The following is a 17,794-nucleotide window of genomic DNA, read 5'->3' as shown; positions in this document are numbered from 1 at the left end:
GTCGCAGGCTGGAGAGCTTGGCTTACTCCGCCGCCTGCGGCATGGCCTCGCGGGCGAGCTGCTGCTCGACCAGGGTCGCCCAATAGGACGCGCCGAGCGGCAGGATCTCGTCGTTGAAGTCGTAGCCCGGGTTGTGGACCATGCAGCTTCCGGCACCGTCGCCGTTGCCGACCCAGATGTAGCAGCCGGGCTTCTTGAGCAGCATCCAGGCGAAGTCCTCGGAGCCCATGGCCGGCGTCGGGTTGCGGTTGACGTTCTCCAGTCCGACCAGCGAGGCGGCCGCCTGGGCCGCGAACTCGGTCTCCTGCACGCTGTTCACGGTCGCGGGATAGCGCTTCTCGTAGCGCCACTTCACGACCTCGGCGCCGAAGCCCGCGGCAACGTTGCGCGAGATCTTCTCGATGTTCTTCTCGATCAGGTCCTGCACCGGCTTCTTGAAGGTGCGGACCGTGCCGCGCAGCACGCATTCCTGCGGAATCACGTTCCAGGCGTCGCCGGCATGGATCTGCGTCGTCGAGACGACGGCGGTGTCCATCGGATCGACATTGCGCGCCACGATCGACTGCAGCGCCGTCACGATGTGCGCGCCGACCACCACGGGATCGATCGTGTGCTGGGGCATGGCGCCATGTCCGCCGACGCCCTTCAGCACCACCTCGAAGATGTCGTAGGCGGCCATCATCGGGCCGGGACGGACGGCGAACTTGCCGACCGGGATGCCCGGGATGTTGTGCATGCCGTACACGCCCTCGACCGGGAACTTCTCGAACAGCCCCTCTTCCACCATCACGCGCCCGCCACCCTCGTTCTCCTCGGCCGGCTGGAAGATGAAATAGACCGTGCCGTCGAAATTCTTCGTCTCGGCGAGGTACTTGGCGGCGCCCAGCAGCATGACCGTGTGGCCGTCATGGCCGCAGGCGTGCATCTTGCCGGGGATCGTCGACTTGTGATCGAACTCATTGGTCTCGTGGACGTCGAGCGCGTCCATGTCGGCGCGCAGGCCGATCGCGCGCCTGGACGTGCCCGAGCGCAGCACGCCCACGACGCCGGTCTTGGCCAGCCCACGATGGACCTCGAGGCCGAAGCTCTCGAGTTTCGCGGCGACGACATCGGCCGTCCGCACCTCCTCGAAGGCCGTTTCCGGGTGGCTGTGAATGTCATGACGCCACGCGGTCATGTCCTTGTGGAACGAGGCAATGCGGTTGATGACCGGCATCCTTGAGTCTCCATTGAAATTGTTGGTCCGGATCGTAAGCGAGCCCCGCCACAGATCAAGGGTGCTCCACATGCGCCCGCGCACATCATGGCTCGTGCGGGAAGATTTCCCGAACTTAGCAGTAGGCGCTAACAGCTGCTACGGGCCCACTCCCAGACCGTTTCCTCCAAATTATTGGGCCGCTTCAACAATAAACAGCGGATATGCCAACAGATCGTTTACACGCCGCATGCCACCTCGATATGGCGTCACCTGTTCGTCCGATACATACCGAATTCGGTACAGCGATTTCAGCCGCCGCTCCTCATACCTAACTCCCCCGAGCTGAATCATCTTCTCAATGGGATCATCTGTCGATTTGCGGCCTAGAGGTTCTTTGAAATTCGGCACATCGATAGTGTTATTCGCCGCAATATTTGCAACCGCCTGGAGTGCCGAGCATCCCGACAGCCAAGTGGCCGGAGCGCCGGCTGTCGAGTCCCAAACGGTCTCAAGCAAGATGAGGTATGTCCCAGTCCAATCCCATGAGTGAGCAGCCAACCGAGGATTCAGATCTTTTGGATCAGGCCTCGATATCCAAACGGTAATTTGCCGAAGTTTCGAAACGGGACCCGACCCTGTGACGGGAATATCGATACGACGCGCAACGAAAGTCTCTTCAACGAATTCTGGAATCGGATACAGCCTCGCTTTCGTGGGGTCATCCTTATCAATTAGGTGACGGGGTGCACGGATGGGTCGCTCAAATGAAAGGGCATTTCGCCTAACTAACTCTTGGCGCACTGCCGCTATTTGATCAGCTAGTGTTTGCTCTGGCGAGATTTCTTCTTTGGCTTCTTCATAGCTTTGCCCCAACGCAGAAAGCTTTAGCTTCCGGGTAGTTCGCGTCGCCTTTGTTCGTCTTTCTTTCGGAATCTGATCGACATATCTCTTGATCATGTCTTCATTGACGTAGACGTAGTGCTCGACAGGCTTAACCATAGATATCTCCAAGCCCCGAGAGCGTTTGTCTAAATTCTCCGCTCCGTCAACTATTCACGTCGTAAGTCCGGTCCTCGATCGGCAGCCGGCCTTCCTCGATTGCGTGGCAGGCCACGGTGCCGCCCTCGATCGGCAGCGCCTTGGGCCGTTCGCTCTTGCAGCGGTCGTTGGCGAACGGACAGCGCGGATGGAAGGAGCAGCCTGACGGCGGATTGATCGGGCTGGGCACCTCGCCGCCGACCGGGCTGCGCTGGCGGCCCGTCATCTCGAGGTCGGGGATCGTGTCGAGCAGCATCCGCGTGTAGGGGTGCTTGGGCCGCCGGAACAGCGTGTCGGTCGGGGCCACTTCGACCAGGCGGCCGAGGTACATCACGCCCACCCTCGTGGAGATGTGATAGACGACCGCGAGATTGTGGCTGATGAACAGGTAGGTCAGCTGCAGGCGCCGCTGCAGGTCGACCATCAGGTTCAGGATCTGCGCCTGCACCGAGACGTCGAGCGCCGAGGTCGGCTCGTCGCACACCAGGAATTCTGGCTCGCTGGCGAGCGCGCGCGCGATCGAAATGCGCTGGCGCTGGCCGCCCGAGAATTCGTGCGGATACTTGCGGCCGTCGGCGGGGTTCAGCTTCACCTGCCGCAGGAGTGCGGCGACGCGCGCCTCGAGGTCGGCCTTGCCGGTGGACAGGCCGAAGGCGCGGATCGGCTCGGCGATGATGTCGAACACGCGCCAGCGCGGATTGAGGCTGGCATACGGATCCTGGAAGATCATCTGCATGCGCCGGCGCAACGCAGCCATGTCGGCCCGGCTGTGACGGCCGGCCATGTCGTTGCCGTCGATTTCGATGCGACCGGCCGACGGCGGATAGAGGCCCACGACGAGGCGCGCGACCGTCGACTTTCCGCAGCCCGACTCGCCCACCAGGGAGAAGGTCTCGCCCTTGGCGATCTCGATGTCGATGCCGTCGACCGCCTGCACGACCTGGCGCGGCCGGCGCTCGATGGTGCGCACAAGCCACGGCGCCGAGACGTCGAAGTGGCGCTTCAGGCCCGTGATCCGGACGAACTGGCTGCCGCTGCCGTCAGGCATCGACCGTCTCCTTGCCAAGGGCCGGCCCGACGCCGCCGCGATCGTGCAGCCAGCACGCGGCGCGCGTCGTACCCGCGGCCATGAGATCGGGCCTCTCGACAAGGCATCGCCGGCCGCGCGCGGTGCAGCGCGGGTTGAAGGCGCAGCCCTGGGGAATTTCGGTCAGCCGCGGCATGGCGCCGTCGATCTGGGTCAGACGCTCGGTGCGAACGCCGAGGCTCGGAATAGAGCCCATCAGGCCCCCGGTATAGGGATGCCTGGCGTGCTTCACGACATCCCGCACCGGTCCGATCTCGGCGATGCGGCCGGCGTACATCACGGCCACCCGGTCGGCGGTTTCGGCGATCACACCCATGTCGTGCGTCACCAGCATCACCGCCGTGCCATGCTCGCGGCAGAGCCGCTTCAGCAGGGCGATGATCTGTGCCTGGATGGACACGTCGAGCGCCGTCGTCGGCTCGTCGGCCACGATCAGGCGCGGGCCCGCGCACAGCGCCAGTGCGATCACCACCCGCTGGCGCATGCCGCCGGAGAACTGGTGCGGATAGTGGTCGATGCGCATCTCGGCGCCGGGGATGCCGACTTCCTTCAGCAGCTCGATCGCCCGGGTCCGCGCCTCGGACGAAGACAGCGGAAGATGGGTCTGGATCGTCTCGACGAGCTGATGGCCCACCGAATAGAGCGGATTGAGGCTGGTCAGCGGGTCCTGGAAGATGGCGCCGATACGGGCGCCACGCACCTTGCGCATCTCCTCGTAGGGCAGATTGTCGATCCGTCGGCCCTCGAGGCGGATTTCACCGCCGGCAACACGGCCCGGTGGTTCGAGCAGGCCGATGATGGCGTTGCCGGTCAGCGACTTGCCGGCGCCCGATTCGCCCACCACGCCCAGCACCTCGCCCGGCGCGATGTCGAACGAGACGTCGTCGACCGCGAGCAGGGTGCCGCGGCGCGTCGGGAACTCGACGCGGAGATTGCGGACTTCGAGAAGAGGCTGGTTGTTCGATGCGGCGGCCATCGGGCGTGCCCTATCGAAGCTTCGGATTGAGCGCGTCGCGCAGCCAGTCGCCGAGCAGGTTCACCGCCAGAACGAGTGCCGCGAGCGTGACGCCGGGAAACACGGTGATCCACCAGTCGCCGGATTGCAGCACCTCGTTACCGAGGCGGATCAGCGTGCCGAGCGACGGCTCGGTCGACGGCAGGCCGACGCCGAGGAACGACAGCGTCGCCTCGGTGATGATGGCGAGCCCCAGATTGATCGTGGCGATGACCAGCACCGGCCCGGTGACATTGGGCAACACGTGGCGGACCATGATGAGAATCGGCGACAGGCCGATCACCCGCGCCGCCTGGACGTATTCCTTGTTCTTCTCGACCATCACCGAGCCGCGCACGGTGCGGGCGTACTGCACCCAGAACGAGAGACCGATGGCGCCGACGATGACATAGATCGCGATCTCGTCGTGCCGCTTCACCGAGATGATGCCGCGCACGATACCGTCGATCAGCAGCGCCACCAGGATGGCCGGAAACGTCAGCTGCACGTCGGCGATGCGCATGATCAGGGCATCGACCGCGCCGCCGAGATAGCCGCTCAGCAGGCCGAGCGTGATGCCGAGCGTCATGGCGACGGCGACCGAGGCAAACCCGACGACCAGGGACAGCCGGGTGCCGTACATGATCGACGAGAGGATATCGCGCCCCTGATCGTCGGTACCCAGGGGGAATGCCCAGTCGCCGTCGGCCGACAGCAACACCGGCGGCTTGAGACCGTCGGAGAGGCTGAGCGTCGCCGGATCGAATGGCGTGTGCGGCGCCAGCACCGGCGACAGAAACGCCACGGCCACGATCAGGACGGTGCCGATGGCAGCGGCAACGGTCATCGGCGAGGACTTGAAGCTCCACCAGATGTCGCTGTCGGCCGCGCGATGCAGCCACCCGGAGTTTCCCGACCCTGCCGTCATGTCAGTGCCCTGCAACGCGCGCCGTGCCGCCCTGGCTGCGCAGGCGCGGATCGACGACGAAATAAAGAAGATCGACCGTGAGGTTGATCAGCACGAACAGCAGCCCGATCAGCATCAGATAGGCCGCCATCACGGGAATGTCGGAGAACTGTACCGACTGGATGAACAGCTGGCCGACGCCAGGCCACGCGAACACCGTCTCGGTGACGATGGCGAAGGCGATCAGGGCGCCGAGTTGCAGGCCGGTGACGGTGATGACCGGCACCAGCGTGTTCTTGAGCGCATGGCCGAAATTGATGGCGCGGTTGGTGAGACCCCGCGCCCGCGCGAACTTGATATAGTCGGCGCGCATCACTTCCAGCATCTCCGATCGCACCAGGCGCATCAGCAGGGTGAGCTGGAACAGGCCGAGCGTGATCGAGGGCAGAATGAGCGCCTTGAGGCCCGACCACGTCAGAAAATTGGTGGTCCACCAACCGATCTGCACGGTCTCGCCGCGTCCGAACGACGGCAGCAGCCGCAGCCAGACGGCGAACACAAGGATCAGAAGGATGCCGATCAGGAAGGTCGGCAGTGAGATGCCGATAAGCGACACCGCCTGGAACAGCCTGCTCGACCAGTGCTTGGGATAGAGCCCGGTGTAGACTCCCATTGGCACCCCGACGAACAGCGCGAAGACGGCGGCGCAAAACGAAAGTTCGAGCGTGGCCGGCAGCCTCTCGAGGATCAGCCGCCCGACCGGCTCCGAAGTCCTGTAGGAAAGCCCGAACTTGCCCTGCACGGCATTGGCAATGAAGTTGAAGAACTGGATCGGCGCCGGGTCGTTCAGGCCCAGTTTGGTGCGCAGCTCGGCGCGCTCCTCCATGGTCGTGTCCTGTCCGACCATGGCGTTGATCGGGTCGCCGACATAGCGGAACAGCGAAAACGCGACCACGCCCACCGCCAGCAGCACGGCGATCGATTGCAGAAGTCGTCTCAGGATGAAGGCAAGCATCGGATGTTTGTTGAGCCCGCGCGCCGCGCCAGCAGGAAAGGCGCCAAAACCGAACCGGCCCCGGCCGCACGTGAAGTGCGGTCGGGGCCGATCGTCGAAATCGTCAGGTCGCCTACTTCACCTGCACGAAGCGCAGCGGGAAGCTGTTGTCGGCGAGCTGGACCAGGTCGATGTTCTTGCGCGCCGCCCACACGACCGCCTGCTGATGCAGGGGGATGTAGGCGAAGTCGTCGACATAGAGCTTGGTGGCTTCCTTGATCATGGCGTCGCGCTTGGCCTTGTCGGTCTCCTGCTCCATGGAGTCGGCCAGCTTGTCGAGCGCCGGGTTGGAATAGCCGCCGGCGTTGAACTGGCCCTTCTTGGTGGCGCCATTCGGGGTCTGGATCAGCGCCTCGAAGACGTTGTGAACGTCGTAGGTCTGCGCCGGCGACCAGCCCAGCATGTAGAAGCTGGTCTCGCCCGGCTTGAGGTCGGCTTTGCGCAGGATCTTGGCGAAGTAGAGGTTGCGGGTCTGCGCCCGCAGATTCACCTTCACGCCGATCTTGGCCAGCATCGCCACCACGGCCTGGCAGATCTTCTCGTCGTTGACGTAGCGGTCGTTGGGGCAATCCATGCCCACTTCGAACCCGTTGGGATAGCCCGCGTCGGCCAGCATCTTCTTGGCTTCTTCGGGCTTGAGCAGCGCCGGCCGCTTGTCGAGGTCCTTCATGTAGCCGTTGATGCCCGGCGCTACCATCAGGTTGGTCGGGAACGACTGGCCGCGCATCACGGTGCGCTTGATCGCGTCGACGTCGATCGAACGATGGATGGCCTCGCGAACCTTCTTGTCCTTGAAGGGGTTCTTGCCTTTGACGTTCGACTCGAGCAGTTCCGGCCGCTCCTGGTCGAACCCGAGGAACACGACGCGGGTCTCGGGGCCTTCCAGCACCTTGACGTTGGCGTCCTTCTTCAGCGACTCGGTATCGGCCGGCGGGACCTCGTAGGTCATGTCGATGTCGCCCGCCTTGAGCGCCGCGATTCGGGTCGCCGGGTTCGACACCGGCGTGAAGATCACTTCGGTGATGTTGTGAACGGGCTTGTCCCACCAGTTGGGATTGTTGACGAGGATCGTCTTCTCGCCGGCCTTGCGTTCCTTGAGCATGAACGGACCGGTGCCCATCGCGTTGCGGGTCGCGAAGTTCTCCTCGTTCTTGGTCATGTCGGCGGAATTGACGGCGTTGTTCTTCTCCGCCCACGCCTTCGACATCATGCCGAGCGCCGCCCATTTGTCGGCCAGCAGCGGATCGGGATACTTGGTCGTGACCTCGACGCGCATGTCGCCGGCCTTCTTGATCTCCTTCACCGAGACGAAGTTGCTGCCCATGTTCGAACCGGGACCGTTGGCGCGATTGAGCGAAAACACGATGTCGTCGGCGGTGAGCGGCGTGCCGTCGTGAAACTTCACGCCCGGACGGATATCGAAGAACCAGGTCAGCGGATCGGTCTGGCCCCACTTGGTGGCAAGCGCCGGCTCGAGCTTCAGATCCTTGTCGCGGCGGATCAGCGGCTCGTAGATGTTCGAGTTGAAGGTCAGGAGGAAGGTCTCCTGCCGGGCGTAGGGATCCATCGAGCTGACGTCGCCCGAATTGGCCCACTTGAAAGTCTTGGCGTCGGCCGCCGGTGTGAAGGCGAAGCTGACGCAGGCGAGCGCCGTCAGCGCCATTGAATGCCGCAGATTGAAGTGCATGGATTTACCCCCTCGATGGTCCCCGTTGGCTGACACAGAAGGGCGCCCCCGGTCGCCGGCCCTGCGTCCGCGCATATCTCACTCAAGTTGCACCGGGGCCCGGAGCGCGTCAATTGCACAAAAAATTTGCATGGTCAGGCACAGTGAACTTCATGCTCAGGCGGGTTATCGTGTGCCCCTAACTGTTCCAGGGGTACCGGCATGAACGACGTTTCTCGCAGCTTCCGCGGCAATTCCAATGCGTCGCGAGACATTGCCCACCACCTGCATCCCTACACCAATTTCAAGAAGCACGAGGCGACCGGTCCCCTGACCATCGTGCGCGGCCGCGGCGTCTACGTGATGGACGACGACGGCAAGGAATACATCGAGGGCATGGCGGGCCTCTGGTCGGCCGCCCTGGGCTTCAGCAACGAGCGCCTGGCGACCGTCGCCTACGAGCAGATGAAGCAGCTGCCCTTCTACCACGCCTTCAACCAGCGCTCCCACGAGCCCGCGATCAACCTCGCGGAGAAGCTGAAGTCGATGGCGCCGGTCGAGATGTCGAAGGTGTTCTTCGCCAACTCCGGCTCCGAGGCCAACGACACCGTCGTGAAGATGGTGTGGTACATGAACAACGCGCTGGGCCGCCCGCAGAAGAAGAAGATCGTCTCGCGCATCAAGGGCTATCACGGCGTCACCGTCGCCTCGGCGAGCCTCACCGGCCTGCCCACGAACCATCGCTCGTTCGACCTGCCGATCCAGGGCGTGCTCCACACGACCTGCCCGCACTTCTACCGCTTCGGCGCCGAGGGCGAGACCGAGGAGCAGTTCGCGACCCGCTGCGCCGAGGAACTGGAGGCGCTCATCATCAAGGAAGGCGGCGCCGACCAGGTGGCCGCGATGATCGCCGAGCCGGTGATGGGCGCCGGCGGCGTCATCGTCCCGCCGAAGGGCTACTACGAGAAGATCCAGGCGGTCTGCAAGAAGTACGACATGCTGTTCGTCGCCGACGAGGTGATCTGCGGCTTCGGGCGCACCGGCAATGTCTGGGGCAGCCAGACGATGAACATCAAGCCGGACATCCTGACCTGCGCCAAGGCACTGTCGGCGTCGTTCCTGCCGATCTCTGCGGTGATGGTGAGCGAGAAGGTCTACCAGGCGCTGATGAGCGAGAGCGACAAGATCGGCACCTGGGGCCACGGCTTCACCTATTCCGGCCATCCGGTCGCTGCCGCCGTCGCCCTCGAAGCGCAGAAGATCTACGACGAGACCGACCTGTTCGGTCACGCCAAGCGCATGAGCCCGATCTTCACGAAGCATGTTCAGTCGTTCGCCGACCACCCGCTGGTGGGCGAGGCGATGAGCGTCGGCATGATGGGTGCACTGGAGATCGTCGCCGACAAGAAGACCAAGGCGCCGTTCGATCTCGTCGCCGTGGGCGCCGGCCTGCGCGTCTACAACCACGCCGTCGCGCGCGGCCTGTTCATCCGCAACATGGGCGACCGCGTCGCGATCTGCCCGCCGCTGGTGATCAACGAGACCGAACTCGGCGACCTGTTCGGCCGGCTACGCCAGTCGTTCGACGCCACACTGGCCGACCTCAAGTCGGAAGGCCTGTTCAAGGGCTGATCGTGAGCGCTGGTTCCGAAGGCGGCGGCGCGACGGCCGTTCGCACGCCGCCGTTCGGCACCAGCCAGCGCATCCGCAGCCGGGCGATCTGGGCGGTGTCCCTGTTCACCGCCGCGATCCCCCCGGCTGTCGTGGGCCTGGGCATCGCGACCGCCACCGACGACCAGGCGAACGTCGCGATGCCCCTCGCCCTCTTCTTCTGGGTGCTGGGCTTCCTGTTCGCCCTGTGGGCTGCCGTACCGACGCTGCGTTACTGGGAGGCGTTGCCCGGCCAGACTCGCTGGCTGGGCGCCCTGCCTCTCCTGTCGGTCTCCCTGTTCATAAGCCTCGCCTTGCTCGTGCCACTGGTGCGCTGAAGCCTGCGAACCGTTCTTAGTTGTTGGCCACACCGCGACCAATTTGTGCCTGCCCTTAAATCTCCTTGCGCCTAGAGTGGTCGCGCGGGAGACACCAGCGCATGGACTACGAAGCCTTCTTCAACGGCCATCTCGGACGCCTGCGCGACGAGGGTCGCTACCGTGTCTTCGCCGAACTCGAACGCATCGTCGGCGCCTTTCCGCGCGCGCGCCTGCACCGCGAGGGTGAGGCGCCGCGCGACGTCACCGTCTGGTGCAGCAACGACTATCTCGCCATGGGCCAGCATCCCGCGGTGGTCGAGGCCATGCAGGCTGCGATCGGCGCCCAGGGCTCAGGCGCGGGCGGCACACGCAACATCTCCGGCACCAACACACTGCACGCCGCGCTCGAGCGCGAACTGGCGCAGTTGCACGGCAAGGAAGCGGCGCTGGTCTTCACCTCGGGCTATGTCGCCAACGAGACGACCCTGCAGACGCTGGGAGCGATGCTGCCGCGCTGCGAGCTCTATTCCGACGCCTTCAACCACGCCTCGATGATCGCGGGCATCCGGCACTCCGGTGCCACCCGCCGCATCTTCCGCCACAACGATCCGCGCCATTTGGAGGAACTGCTTTCCGCAGCCGATCCCGCGACGCCGAAGATCGTGGCCTTCGAGTCGGTCTATTCGATGGACGGCGACGTCTCGCCGATCGGCGAGATTTGCGACGTGGCCCATCGACATGGCGCCCTCACATATCTCGACGAGGTCCATGCCGTCGGCATGTACGGCACCCACGGCGCGGGTGTCGCCGAGCGCGACGGGGTGCTCGACAAGGTCGACATCGTCCAGGCGACGCTCGCCAAGGCGTTCGGCGTGGTCGGCGGCTACATCGCCTCGACGGCGGCCACGGTCGATTTCGTGCGCTCCTGCGGCTCGGGCTTCATCTTCACGACCTCGCTGCCGCCGGCGATCGCCGCCGCGGCTCTGGCCAGCGTGCGCCTCGTCAGCGGCCAGCCGGAGTTGCGGACGCGACATCAGGAACGTGCCGCCACCCTGAAGCGCCGCCTCGCCGCCGCTGGCCTGCCGGTCATGCCTTCGACCACGCACATCGTGCCGGTCTTCGTGGGCGATGCCGCGCTCTGCAAGCAGGCAAGCGACCTGCTGCTGGAGCGTCATGCGATCTACGTCCAGCCGATCAACTATCCGACCGTGCCGCGCGGCACCGAGCGCCTGCGCCTCACCCCGACGCCGCTGCACGGCGACGACGACATGGCCCGGCTCGTGACCGCCTTGCAGGATGTGTGGCAGACGCTGGGCCTCAGCTCCCGCGCGGCCGCCGAGTAGCGCCCCTACTCCACCGTCCGCATCGACCAGAGGCGCGAGCGCAGCAGCACGAGCGCGATCAGGACCAGCATCGCCAGCGCCGGGACCAGCAGCGCGGCCTTGAGGCCCCAGATCGAGCAGATCGTGCCGGTCAGGAAGGCGCCAATCGGGCCGCCGCCGCTCAGGCCCAGCTGGAACAGCGACATCAGGCGCGCGCGGTGCGTCGCCGGCGCCACGATCTGAACCACGGTCCGGCTCTGCGTCATGGTGATGCCGGCGCCCAGCCCCCAGACGAAGATCAGCGCCAGGAAGATCGGGAACGGCGGCAGGGTCGCGAGCGCCAGCAGCACCACCGCGCCCGTCAGCACGGCGCCGCCGATCAGGCGTCCCCGCAGGGTCAGCCGCCGCGCGAGGCCAACCAATGCCATGCTGGCCACGATGGTCGCGGCCCAGAAGGCCAGGTTCATGTAAGAGAGTTCCAGCGCGCCGCCGGCATAGTGATCGCGGATCGCCAGCGGCAGCACCGCCATGAACGGCCCGACATAGAAGATGCCGACGCCGAGGTTCAGCAGCAGCACCGGCCAGATCTGGTCGGACTTCGCCGCCGCCGACACGCCGTCACCGACGCTGCGCCAGAACCCGTCGTGCCGGGCTTTCGGATGGGGCGGCGGGTCGGGCAACCGACGGACGAACAGGCAGCCGGCCAGCACCATGCCCGAATGAAGCAGCAGGAGTGGCACGGCGCCGAACCGGTCCGCGGTCGACGCGCAGGCGATGCCAAGGAGCTGGCCGCCGAACTGCAGGGCCGTCGCCAGCGCCACGGCCTTGGGCAGGCCGCCCTTCGGCGCGACGACCGGCAACAGCGCGTCGCGGGTCGGGATCGCAAAGGCGCCGATGGCGCCGGCGGCGACGCCGTAGGCGATCAGCAGCGGGTAACTCAGCCCGTCCGACCACAGGACGGCCGCCAGGGCGAGCGGCGGCAGGGCATAGAGCAGATGGTAGCGCATCAGCAACTGGCGGGCGTTGCCTCGGTCGGCAACCAGCCCGCCCAGCGGCAGGAAGAGCAGCGACGGCGCCATGACCGCCGCCTGCGCGACTCCGACCGCAAAGGCGTCCATGTGCAGCACCACGGCGACCAGCCATGGGAACAGCACCATCTGGATGCCCAGCGGCACGAACCAGCTACCGAGGCCGGCGAGGTAGACGGGAAAGGCGTTTACGGGGGGCTTGCCTTGATCCAAGGCGTATCCATCTATATCTTGTAGGGACTTAGTGCCCGTTGCTCATGCAATAGTCAAAGGCCAGACGCCCGTGTCGACCTTCAATCGCAATACCCTGGTCAAGGTCCTCGAGATTCTCGACAGCAGCCACGCCCAGGAAGCACTGGCCGCCGCCAAGCTCGCCTCGGCGATGGTCCGCGAGGCCGGGCTGAAGTGGGACGACGTCATCGACGCTTCGGTCCTGCCGCGCGTTGCCGCGCCTTCTCCTGTCGCCGAAGCCGGCGTCCCTGCAAAGACGCCTGGCAGCGGTCCGTTCGGCTATCGCCGCGAGCGTGAACTGTCTCCGCACGAACAGTTCTTCATGGTGCTGCTGAGCCCGCGCACCCCCGTCGACGTCAAGCGCAAGCTGCGCGCCTGGGAAGGTCGCGTCCTCGACGGCGAGATCACGCCGCAGGAGAGCGCGGACCTCCAGTTCATGTACCAGAGCTTCGTGGTCGGCTGAACCGGCTCAGGCAGCGAGTAGAACGGCCGCCTCAGGCGGCGAGCAGCACGCTCTGCTCGCGCTCCAGCACGCGTTTCACGGCCGGCCGCGCCAGCATGCGGTCCTTCCAGGCGGTGTAGTTCTTCAGCTCCTCGACCGGCAGGCCGATGCGCTTGCCCCAGCCGTAGAAGACCAGCGCGTAGCCGTCGACGACGGAGAATTCGTTACCCAGGATCCACGTCTTGCCGGCGAGGAGACCGTCGATCTCCTTGAGGTTGGCGTGAAAGTTGTCGCGGCCGACGGCCTTGAGATGGTCGAACACGGCGGTATCGGTGGCGAAGCGCTCGGGCCGCCCGATATGGGTGAAGTTCGGATGCACACCGTTGGAGAACCAGGCCATCAGCGAGATGGCGCGGGCGCGCTGCACCGGATCCGCCGGCATCAGGTGCGGCGCGTACTTCGCCGCGACGTAGTCGAGGATCGCGGTGTTCTCGACGATCGTGCCTTCGTCGACCACCAGCGCCGGCACGCGGCCACGCGGATTGACCTTCAGGTATTCCGGCGTGCGCTGCTCGCTCTTGGCGAAGGACAGGGCCTGCGACTCGTAGGTCGCGCCGCTTTCCTCCAGGCCGATGTGGGAGGCCGTCGAGCAGGCGCCGGGTGCGAAGTAGAGCTTGAGCATGTGTCCCTCGGGATTGTCAGAGTGGCTTGGTCGCGCCGGCCGGCCGGTTGCGGTGCAGGAACTCGCGGCCGATCTTCACGCGCTTCTCGCCGTCGTACTCGACGATGTCGGCGGTGGCGTAGGTCTCCGACCAGTTGGACGGCAGGAACGAGCCAGAGCCCACCACGTCGATCGGCGCCTTGGCCTCGGCCATGATACGGCACTTGGCCGGACCGAAGCCCGACGACGCCACGATCTTCACCTTGTCGAAGCCGTTGCGATCCAGCTCGGCGCGCAAATGGAAGATCGCCGCCGCCGAGACACCGGTACCGACGAGGTAGCGAAGCTCCTCCTCGCTGCGGTAGCCACGGATCGATTCCGGCGAGAAGCGCTCCAGCACGGCATAGGACGAGGCCGGGTCGAGCCCTTCGATGTAGCGGCCGCCGGTCGTGTCGAGGCGCAGCGACAGGTTGCCCTGCGCCGCCAGCTTGGGAAAGCGCCGGCAGACTTCGAGCGAGTCGGAAATCTCGCGCGCGAAGTAGTCGACCAGCACCGTCATGCCTTCCGTCGGGAAGGTCTCGTGGAACATCTCGGCGGCGCGAAGCGTCGAGCCGGCATAGCCGATCAGGGCGTGCGGCATGGTGCCGAGGCCGAACTCGCGGCCGAAGTAATGTGCGGTGGCGTGGGTGGCGTTGCCGATGAAGCCGACCGCGCCGACCTTGCGCTTGGCGCGCGCCGAGCCGACCGAGGCGGCATAGGCCATCATCTCGGCCATCTCGCGGCCCGCGCAATGCCGGGCGTCCATGGCGAGGAAGGCCGACTTCGGCATGTCCGCGCACATGGTCCAGGCGTTGTAGGCGGCCACGCAGGCCGGCCCCAGCTTCTGCAGGAAGATCGTCTCGAGATCGACCAGGTGAAAGAAGGAGCCGGTGATGTACATCATCGGCTCGCCGGCACCGACCCACTTGCCCTCGCGGTAGCGCAGGTCGAGTTCCACCTTCGCGTTGCGCGCACGGCAGGTTTCCTCCAGCCATTCCAGCGCGATGCGCGGCGCGAACACCACGGGCCGGCGCATGAAGATCGCATAGGTGACCGTGCAGTCGCCGAACTTGCCGACCACCTGCTTAGAGCGATTGAAGTAGTGGTCGGTGTAGCGTTCGATCTCGCCATTCTCAGGATGCGTCATCGGCCCTCCCCGGGGCTCTCTCGCGCTCGGCCGAAACGTCGTCAGACGGCCGGGCGCGCCCTTGCGACCGACAGGCGCTCGTCCTTGAGCTGCTCGGCGAGCAGGAAGGCGAGTTCCAGCACCTGACTGGCATTGAGCCGCGGGTCGCACTGCGTCTCGTAGCGTTCGTTGAGATTGTCGACCGTAATGTCCGTCGAACCGCCGATGCACTCCGTGACTTCCTGGCCGGTCATCTCGAAATGCACGCCGCCCGGATGGGTGCCCTCGGCGCGGTGCACGGCGAAGAACGCCTTCACCTCGTTCAGGATCGAATCGAAGTGGCGGGTCTTCCTGCCGTTGTTCGCCGTGACGGTGTTGCCGTGCATCGGATCGCAGGACCAGACGACGGACTTGCCCTCCCGCTCCACCGCGCGCACCAGCGGCGGCAGCATATCGCCCACCTTCTCCGCGCCCATGCGGACGATCAGCACGATGCGGCCGGCCTCGTTGGCCGGATTGAGCGTGTCGATCAGGCGCAGCGTGTCGTCGGTCGACAGCGACGGGCCGCACTTGAAGCCGATCGGGTTGCGAACGCCACGCAGGAATTCGACATGCGCGCCGTCGGGCTGACGGGTGCGGTCGCCGATCCACAGCATGTGCGCCGAGCAGTCGTACCAGTCGCCCGAAGTCGAATCGACGCGGGTCAGCGCCTCCTCGTACTGCAGCAGCAGCGCCTCGTGACTGGTGAAGAAGTCGGTCTCGGCAATCTGCGGCGTCGTCGCCGAGCTGAGGCCGCAGGCGGCCATGAAGTTCAGCGTCTCGTCGAGGCGCGCGGCCAGGTCCTGATAGCGAGCCGAGGCCGGCGAGTTGCGCACGAAGTCGAGGTTCCAGCGGTTCACCTCGTGCAGGTCGGCATAGCCACCCTGGGCGAAGGCGCGCAGCAGGTTCAGCGTCGCGGCCGACTGGTTGTAGGCCTGGACCATGCGCTCCGGATCGGGCAGGCGCGCGGCGGCGGTGAACTCGAAGCCGTTGACGTTGTCGCCGCGGTAGGACGGCAGCTCGACGTCGCCCACCTTCTCGACGTTGGACGAGCGCGGCTTGGCGAACTGGCCGGCCATGCGGCCGACCTTCACGACCGGCACGCCGGCGCCGTAGGTCAGCACGACGGCCATCTGCAGCAGCACGCGGAACGTGTCGCGAATGTTGTTGGCGGTGAAGTCGGCGAAGCTCTCGGCGCAATCGCCGCCCTGCAGCAGAAAGGCCTCACCGTTGGCGACCTTGGCCAGCGACGCCTTGAGCTTGCGCGCCTCGCCGGCAAAGACCAGTGGGGGGTAGCGGCGCAGACGGGCTTCGGCGCCCGCCAGGGCGGCGGCGTCCGGATAGACCGGCATCTGAAGCGCCGGCCGGCTGCGCCAGCCGGTCAGCGACCAGTCGGTCGCGCTCGAACTGCGGGACTGGCTCTTGGCCAGGCTGCGCGAATCGGCCCTGGACTGGCCCTGGATCGCGGTCATCGACTCCTCCTCGACCCGCGGGCAAGGGGACCGGCGGGGTGGGTGAAACTATACGTGCTGTGGATAAAAGGCCAGCCGGGAGGCAGGCCCCGTTCTACTCCGCGGCTGCCCGGGTCGGAGCCGAATCCGCCCGCGCCGTGCGCATGGTCACGAACTCCTCGCCGGCCGTCGGATGGATGCCCACGGTGGCGTCGAAATGGGCCTTGGTCGCCCCCGCCTTCATGGCGACTGCGAGGCCCTGGATCAATTCGGCCGCGTCGTCACCCACCATGTGGATACCCACCACGCGGTCGCTCGCGGCCTCGACGATCAACTTCATGAAGGTGCGCTGGTGGCGGCCGGAGATCGTGTACTTCATCGGCCGGAACGCCGCCGTGTAGATCCGCACCTCGCCGAGCTGCTGCCGGGCCTGTTCCTCGGTCAGGCCGACATTGGCCATCTCGGGCTGGCAGAAGACCGCCGACGGGACATCGTGGTGATTGGCCTTGCGCGGCTTCTTGCCGAACTCGGTGTCGGCGAAGCAATGGCCCTCCATCAAGGCGACCGGCGTCAGGTTGATTCGGTCGGTGACGTCGCCCACCGCCCAGATGTTGTCGGCGGTGGTCTTGGACCATTCGTCGACCGCGACGGCGCCCGCCTTGTTGAGCTGCACGCCCGCCTTCTCCAGGCCGATGCCCGAAGTGTTGGGCGCCCGACCGGTCGCGTACATCACGCAATCGGTCTCGAACATGCCGCCGAGCGGCGTATGGACCTCGAACGGGCCGCTCTTGCCGTCGGCGCCCCTGGCGATGATGCGCCCGATCTCGGTTTCGGTACGCATGCGGATGCCGCTTTCCTTCAGGGCCTCGTGCACGAAGGTCCGGCATTCCTCGTCGAAGCCGCGCAGCACGCGATCGCGCCGCAGCACCAGGTCGACCTTGGCGCCGAGCCCGTTGAAGATGCCGGCGAACTCGACGGCGATGAAGCCCGCGCCGACGATGGTGATGCGCTTTGGCAGTTCGGGCAGATGGAACGCCTCGCTCGAGGTGATGGCCAGCTCGCAGCCCGGGATCGACGGGATCACCGGATGGCCGCCCGTCGCAATCAGGATCTTCCCGGCCGTGATCGTCTCCTCGCCGACCTGGATCGTATGGCGATCCATCAGGCGGCCCCGGCCCATGTGCAGCTTCACGCCCGCCCCGTCGAGCAGGCGTAGATAGACGGCATTCAGCCGGTCGACTTCCTTGTTCACGTTGTCGCGCAGCGTGGCCCAGGAATGGGTCGGTGGCTGGACGGTCCAGCCGAAGCCCGCCGCATCCTCGAACTCGTGCGCGAACTTCGAGCCGTACATAAGCAGCTTCTTCGGCACGCAGCCACGGATCACGCAGGTGCCGCCGACACGGTAATCCTCGCAGATGCCGACACGCGCCCCGTGGGTCGCCGCGATGCGAGAGGCGCGCACGCCGCCCGAACCGGCGCCGATGACGAACAGATCGTAGTCGTAAGCCATGACCATCCCCGAGGAGAACAAAACCTCAACG

General features: G+C 65.8%; 16 protein-coding genes. 4 read left to right on the top strand and 12 right to left on the bottom strand.

Features of this window, described 5'->3' with window-relative positions:
• Positions 1-22 precede the first annotated feature (22 nt).
• From KQ910_RS16045 to KQ910_RS16015, 7 genes are all read right to left on the bottom strand, one after another.
• Positions 23-1,216: a M20 aminoacylase family protein gene (locus KQ910_RS16045; protein WP_216962293.1), complete on the bottom strand. Its 1,194-nt coding sequence runs from the start codon at positions 1,214-1,216 to the stop codon at positions 23-25.
• Positions 1,217-1,387: 171 nt separating this feature from the next.
• Positions 1,388-2,197, bottom strand: a complete 810-nt coding sequence (locus tag KQ910_RS16040) for a calponin homology domain-containing protein (protein WP_216962290.1) — start codon at positions 2,195-2,197, stop codon at positions 1,388-1,390.
• Positions 2,198-2,243: 46 nt separating this feature from the next.
• On the bottom strand, positions 2,244-3,284 hold the full coding sequence (locus KQ910_RS16035) for an ABC transporter ATP-binding protein (RefSeq protein ID WP_216962288.1): 1,041 nt from the start codon (positions 3,282-3,284) through the stop codon (positions 2,244-2,246).
• Positions 3,277-4,299 (bottom strand): ABC transporter ATP-binding protein, encoded by a 1,023-nt coding sequence (locus KQ910_RS16030; RefSeq protein WP_216962285.1) that lies wholly within the window; start codon positions 4,297-4,299, stop codon positions 3,277-3,279. Before KQ910_RS16030 ends, KQ910_RS16035 begins: the two co-directional genes overlap by 8 nt.
• Before the next feature lie 10 nt (positions 4,300-4,309).
• Entirely contained in the window at positions 4,310-5,245 is a 936-nt protein-coding gene (locus KQ910_RS16025) for an ABC transporter permease (protein WP_216962282.1), read from the bottom strand.
• Position 5,246: 1 nt separating this feature from the next.
• Positions 5,247-6,239 carry an ABC transporter permease gene (locus KQ910_RS16020; RefSeq protein WP_216962279.1) on the bottom strand — a complete coding sequence of 331 codons (993 nt, stop codon included), beginning with the start codon at positions 6,237-6,239 and terminating at the stop codon, positions 5,247-5,249.
• 112 nt (positions 6,240-6,351) lie between these two features.
• Positions 6,352-7,965, bottom strand: a complete 1,614-nt coding sequence (locus KQ910_RS16015; RefSeq protein WP_216962277.1) for an ABC transporter substrate-binding protein — start codon at positions 7,963-7,965, stop codon at positions 6,352-6,354.
• 201 nt (positions 7,966-8,166) lie between these two features.
• Between KQ910_RS16015 and KQ910_RS16010 the strand changes: the two genes are divergently transcribed.
• The 3 genes from KQ910_RS16010 (at position 8,167) to hemA (ending at position 11,257) form a co-directional block, all read left to right on the top strand.
• On the top strand, positions 8,167-9,576 hold the full coding sequence (locus tag KQ910_RS16010) for an aspartate aminotransferase family protein (RefSeq protein WP_216962274.1): 1,410 nt from the start codon (positions 8,167-8,169) through the stop codon (positions 9,574-9,576).
• A 2-nt stretch (positions 9,577-9,578) separates the two neighbouring features.
• The gene (locus KQ910_RS16005; protein ID WP_216962271.1) at positions 9,579-9,932 is read left to right on the top strand and encodes a hypothetical protein; all 354 of its coding nucleotides are present in this window, start codon (positions 9,579-9,581) and stop codon (positions 9,930-9,932) included.
• Positions 9,933-10,033: 101 nt separating this feature from the next.
• Positions 10,034-11,257 (top strand): 5-aminolevulinate synthase, encoded by a 1,224-nt coding sequence (hemA, locus tag KQ910_RS16000; RefSeq protein ID WP_216962268.1) that lies wholly within the window; start codon positions 10,034-10,036, stop codon positions 11,255-11,257.
• Between the two features lie 5 nt (positions 11,258-11,262).
• Here hemA and KQ910_RS15995 read toward each other — a convergent pair whose 3' ends face one another.
• Positions 11,263-12,477 (bottom strand): MFS transporter, encoded by a 1,215-nt coding sequence (locus KQ910_RS15995; protein WP_216962265.1) that lies wholly within the window; start codon positions 12,475-12,477, stop codon positions 11,263-11,265.
• Between the two features lie 70 nt (positions 12,478-12,547).
• On the opposite strand from KQ910_RS15995, the gene KQ910_RS15990 reads away from it, so the two are divergent.
• A complete protein-coding gene (locus tag KQ910_RS15990) occupies positions 12,548-12,958 on the top strand; it encodes a hypothetical protein (RefSeq protein ID WP_216962262.1) in 411 nt (136 codons plus the stop codon).
• A 31-nt stretch (positions 12,959-12,989) separates the two neighbouring features.
• Here KQ910_RS15990 and KQ910_RS15985 read toward each other — a convergent pair whose 3' ends face one another.
• From KQ910_RS15985 to gor, 4 genes are all read right to left on the bottom strand, one after another.
• Positions 12,990-13,619, bottom strand: a complete 630-nt coding sequence (locus KQ910_RS15985) for a glutathione S-transferase family protein (RefSeq protein WP_216962259.1) — start codon at positions 13,617-13,619, stop codon at positions 12,990-12,992.
• Positions 13,620-13,635: 16 nt separating this feature from the next.
• The gene (locus KQ910_RS15980) at positions 13,636-14,784 is read right to left on the bottom strand and encodes a nicotinate phosphoribosyltransferase (protein ID WP_216962256.1); all 1,149 of its coding nucleotides are present in this window, start codon (positions 14,782-14,784) and stop codon (positions 13,636-13,638) included.
• 41 nt (positions 14,785-14,825) lie between these two features.
• A complete protein-coding gene (locus KQ910_RS15975; protein ID WP_216962254.1) occupies positions 14,826-16,274 on the bottom strand; it encodes a class II 3-deoxy-7-phosphoheptulonate synthase in 1,449 nt (482 codons plus the stop codon).
• A 94-nt stretch (positions 16,275-16,368) separates the two neighbouring features.
• Positions 16,369-17,763 (bottom strand): glutathione-disulfide reductase, encoded by a 1,395-nt coding sequence (gene gor / locus KQ910_RS15970; protein ID WP_369408353.1) that lies wholly within the window; start codon positions 17,761-17,763, stop codon positions 16,369-16,371.
• Between the last annotated feature and the right edge of the window lie 31 nt (positions 17,764-17,794).

It is taken from the genome of Reyranella humidisoli, from assembly GCF_019039055.1.
In the GTDB taxonomy this organism is placed as follows: Bacteria; Pseudomonadota; Alphaproteobacteria; order Reyranellales; family Reyranellaceae; genus Reyranella; species Reyranella humidisoli.
Note: the sequence above shows the minus strand (reverse complement) of the source record. Positions and strands in the feature narration are given on the sequence as shown.

What these genes read in the sequence shown, in the direction of transcription:
- KQ910_RS16045 (WP_216962293.1), bottom strand. Translation starts at nt 1,216, where the DNA reads ATGCCGGTCATCAACCGCATTGCCTCGTTCCACAAGGACATGACCGCG.
- KQ910_RS16040 (WP_216962290.1), bottom strand. Translation starts at nt 2,197, where the DNA reads ATGGTTAAGCCTGTCGAGCACTACGTCTACGTCAATGAAGACATGATC.
- KQ910_RS16035 (WP_216962288.1), bottom strand. Translation starts at nt 3,284, where the DNA reads ATGCCTGACGGCAGCGGCAGCCAGTTCGTCCGGATCACGGGCCTGAAG.
- KQ910_RS16030 (WP_216962285.1), bottom strand. Translation starts at nt 4,299, where the DNA reads ATGGCCGCCGCATCGAACAACCAGCCTCTTCTCGAAGTCCGCAATCTC.
- KQ910_RS16025 (WP_216962282.1), bottom strand. Translation starts at nt 5,245, where the DNA reads ATGACGGCAGGGTCGGGAAACTCCGGGTGGCTGCATCGCGCGGCCGAC.
- KQ910_RS16020 (WP_216962279.1), bottom strand. Translation starts at nt 6,239, where the DNA reads ATGCTTGCCTTCATCCTGAGACGACTTCTGCAATCGATCGCCGTGCTG.
- KQ910_RS16015 (WP_216962277.1), bottom strand. Translation starts at nt 7,965, where the DNA reads ATGCACTTCAATCTGCGGCATTCAATGGCGCTGACGGCGCTCGCCTGC.
- KQ910_RS16010 (WP_216962274.1), top strand. Translation starts at nt 8,167, where the DNA reads ATGAACGACGTTTCTCGCAGCTTCCGCGGCAATTCCAATGCGTCGCGA.
- hemA (WP_216962268.1), top strand. Translation starts at nt 10,034, where the DNA reads ATGGACTACGAAGCCTTCTTCAACGGCCATCTCGGACGCCTGCGCGAC.
- KQ910_RS15985 (WP_216962259.1), bottom strand. Translation starts at nt 13,619, where the DNA reads ATGCTCAAGCTCTACTTCGCACCCGGCGCCTGCTCGACGGCCTCCCAC.
- KQ910_RS15980 (WP_216962256.1), bottom strand. Translation starts at nt 14,784, where the DNA reads ATGACGCATCCTGAGAATGGCGAGATCGAACGCTACACCGACCACTAC.
- KQ910_RS15975 (WP_216962254.1), bottom strand. Translation starts at nt 16,274, where the DNA reads ATGACCGCGATCCAGGGCCAGTCCAGGGCCGATTCGCGCAGCCTGGCC.
- gor (WP_369408353.1), bottom strand. Translation starts at nt 17,763, where the DNA reads ATGGCTTACGACTACGATCTGTTCGTCATCGGCGCCGGTTCGGGCGGC.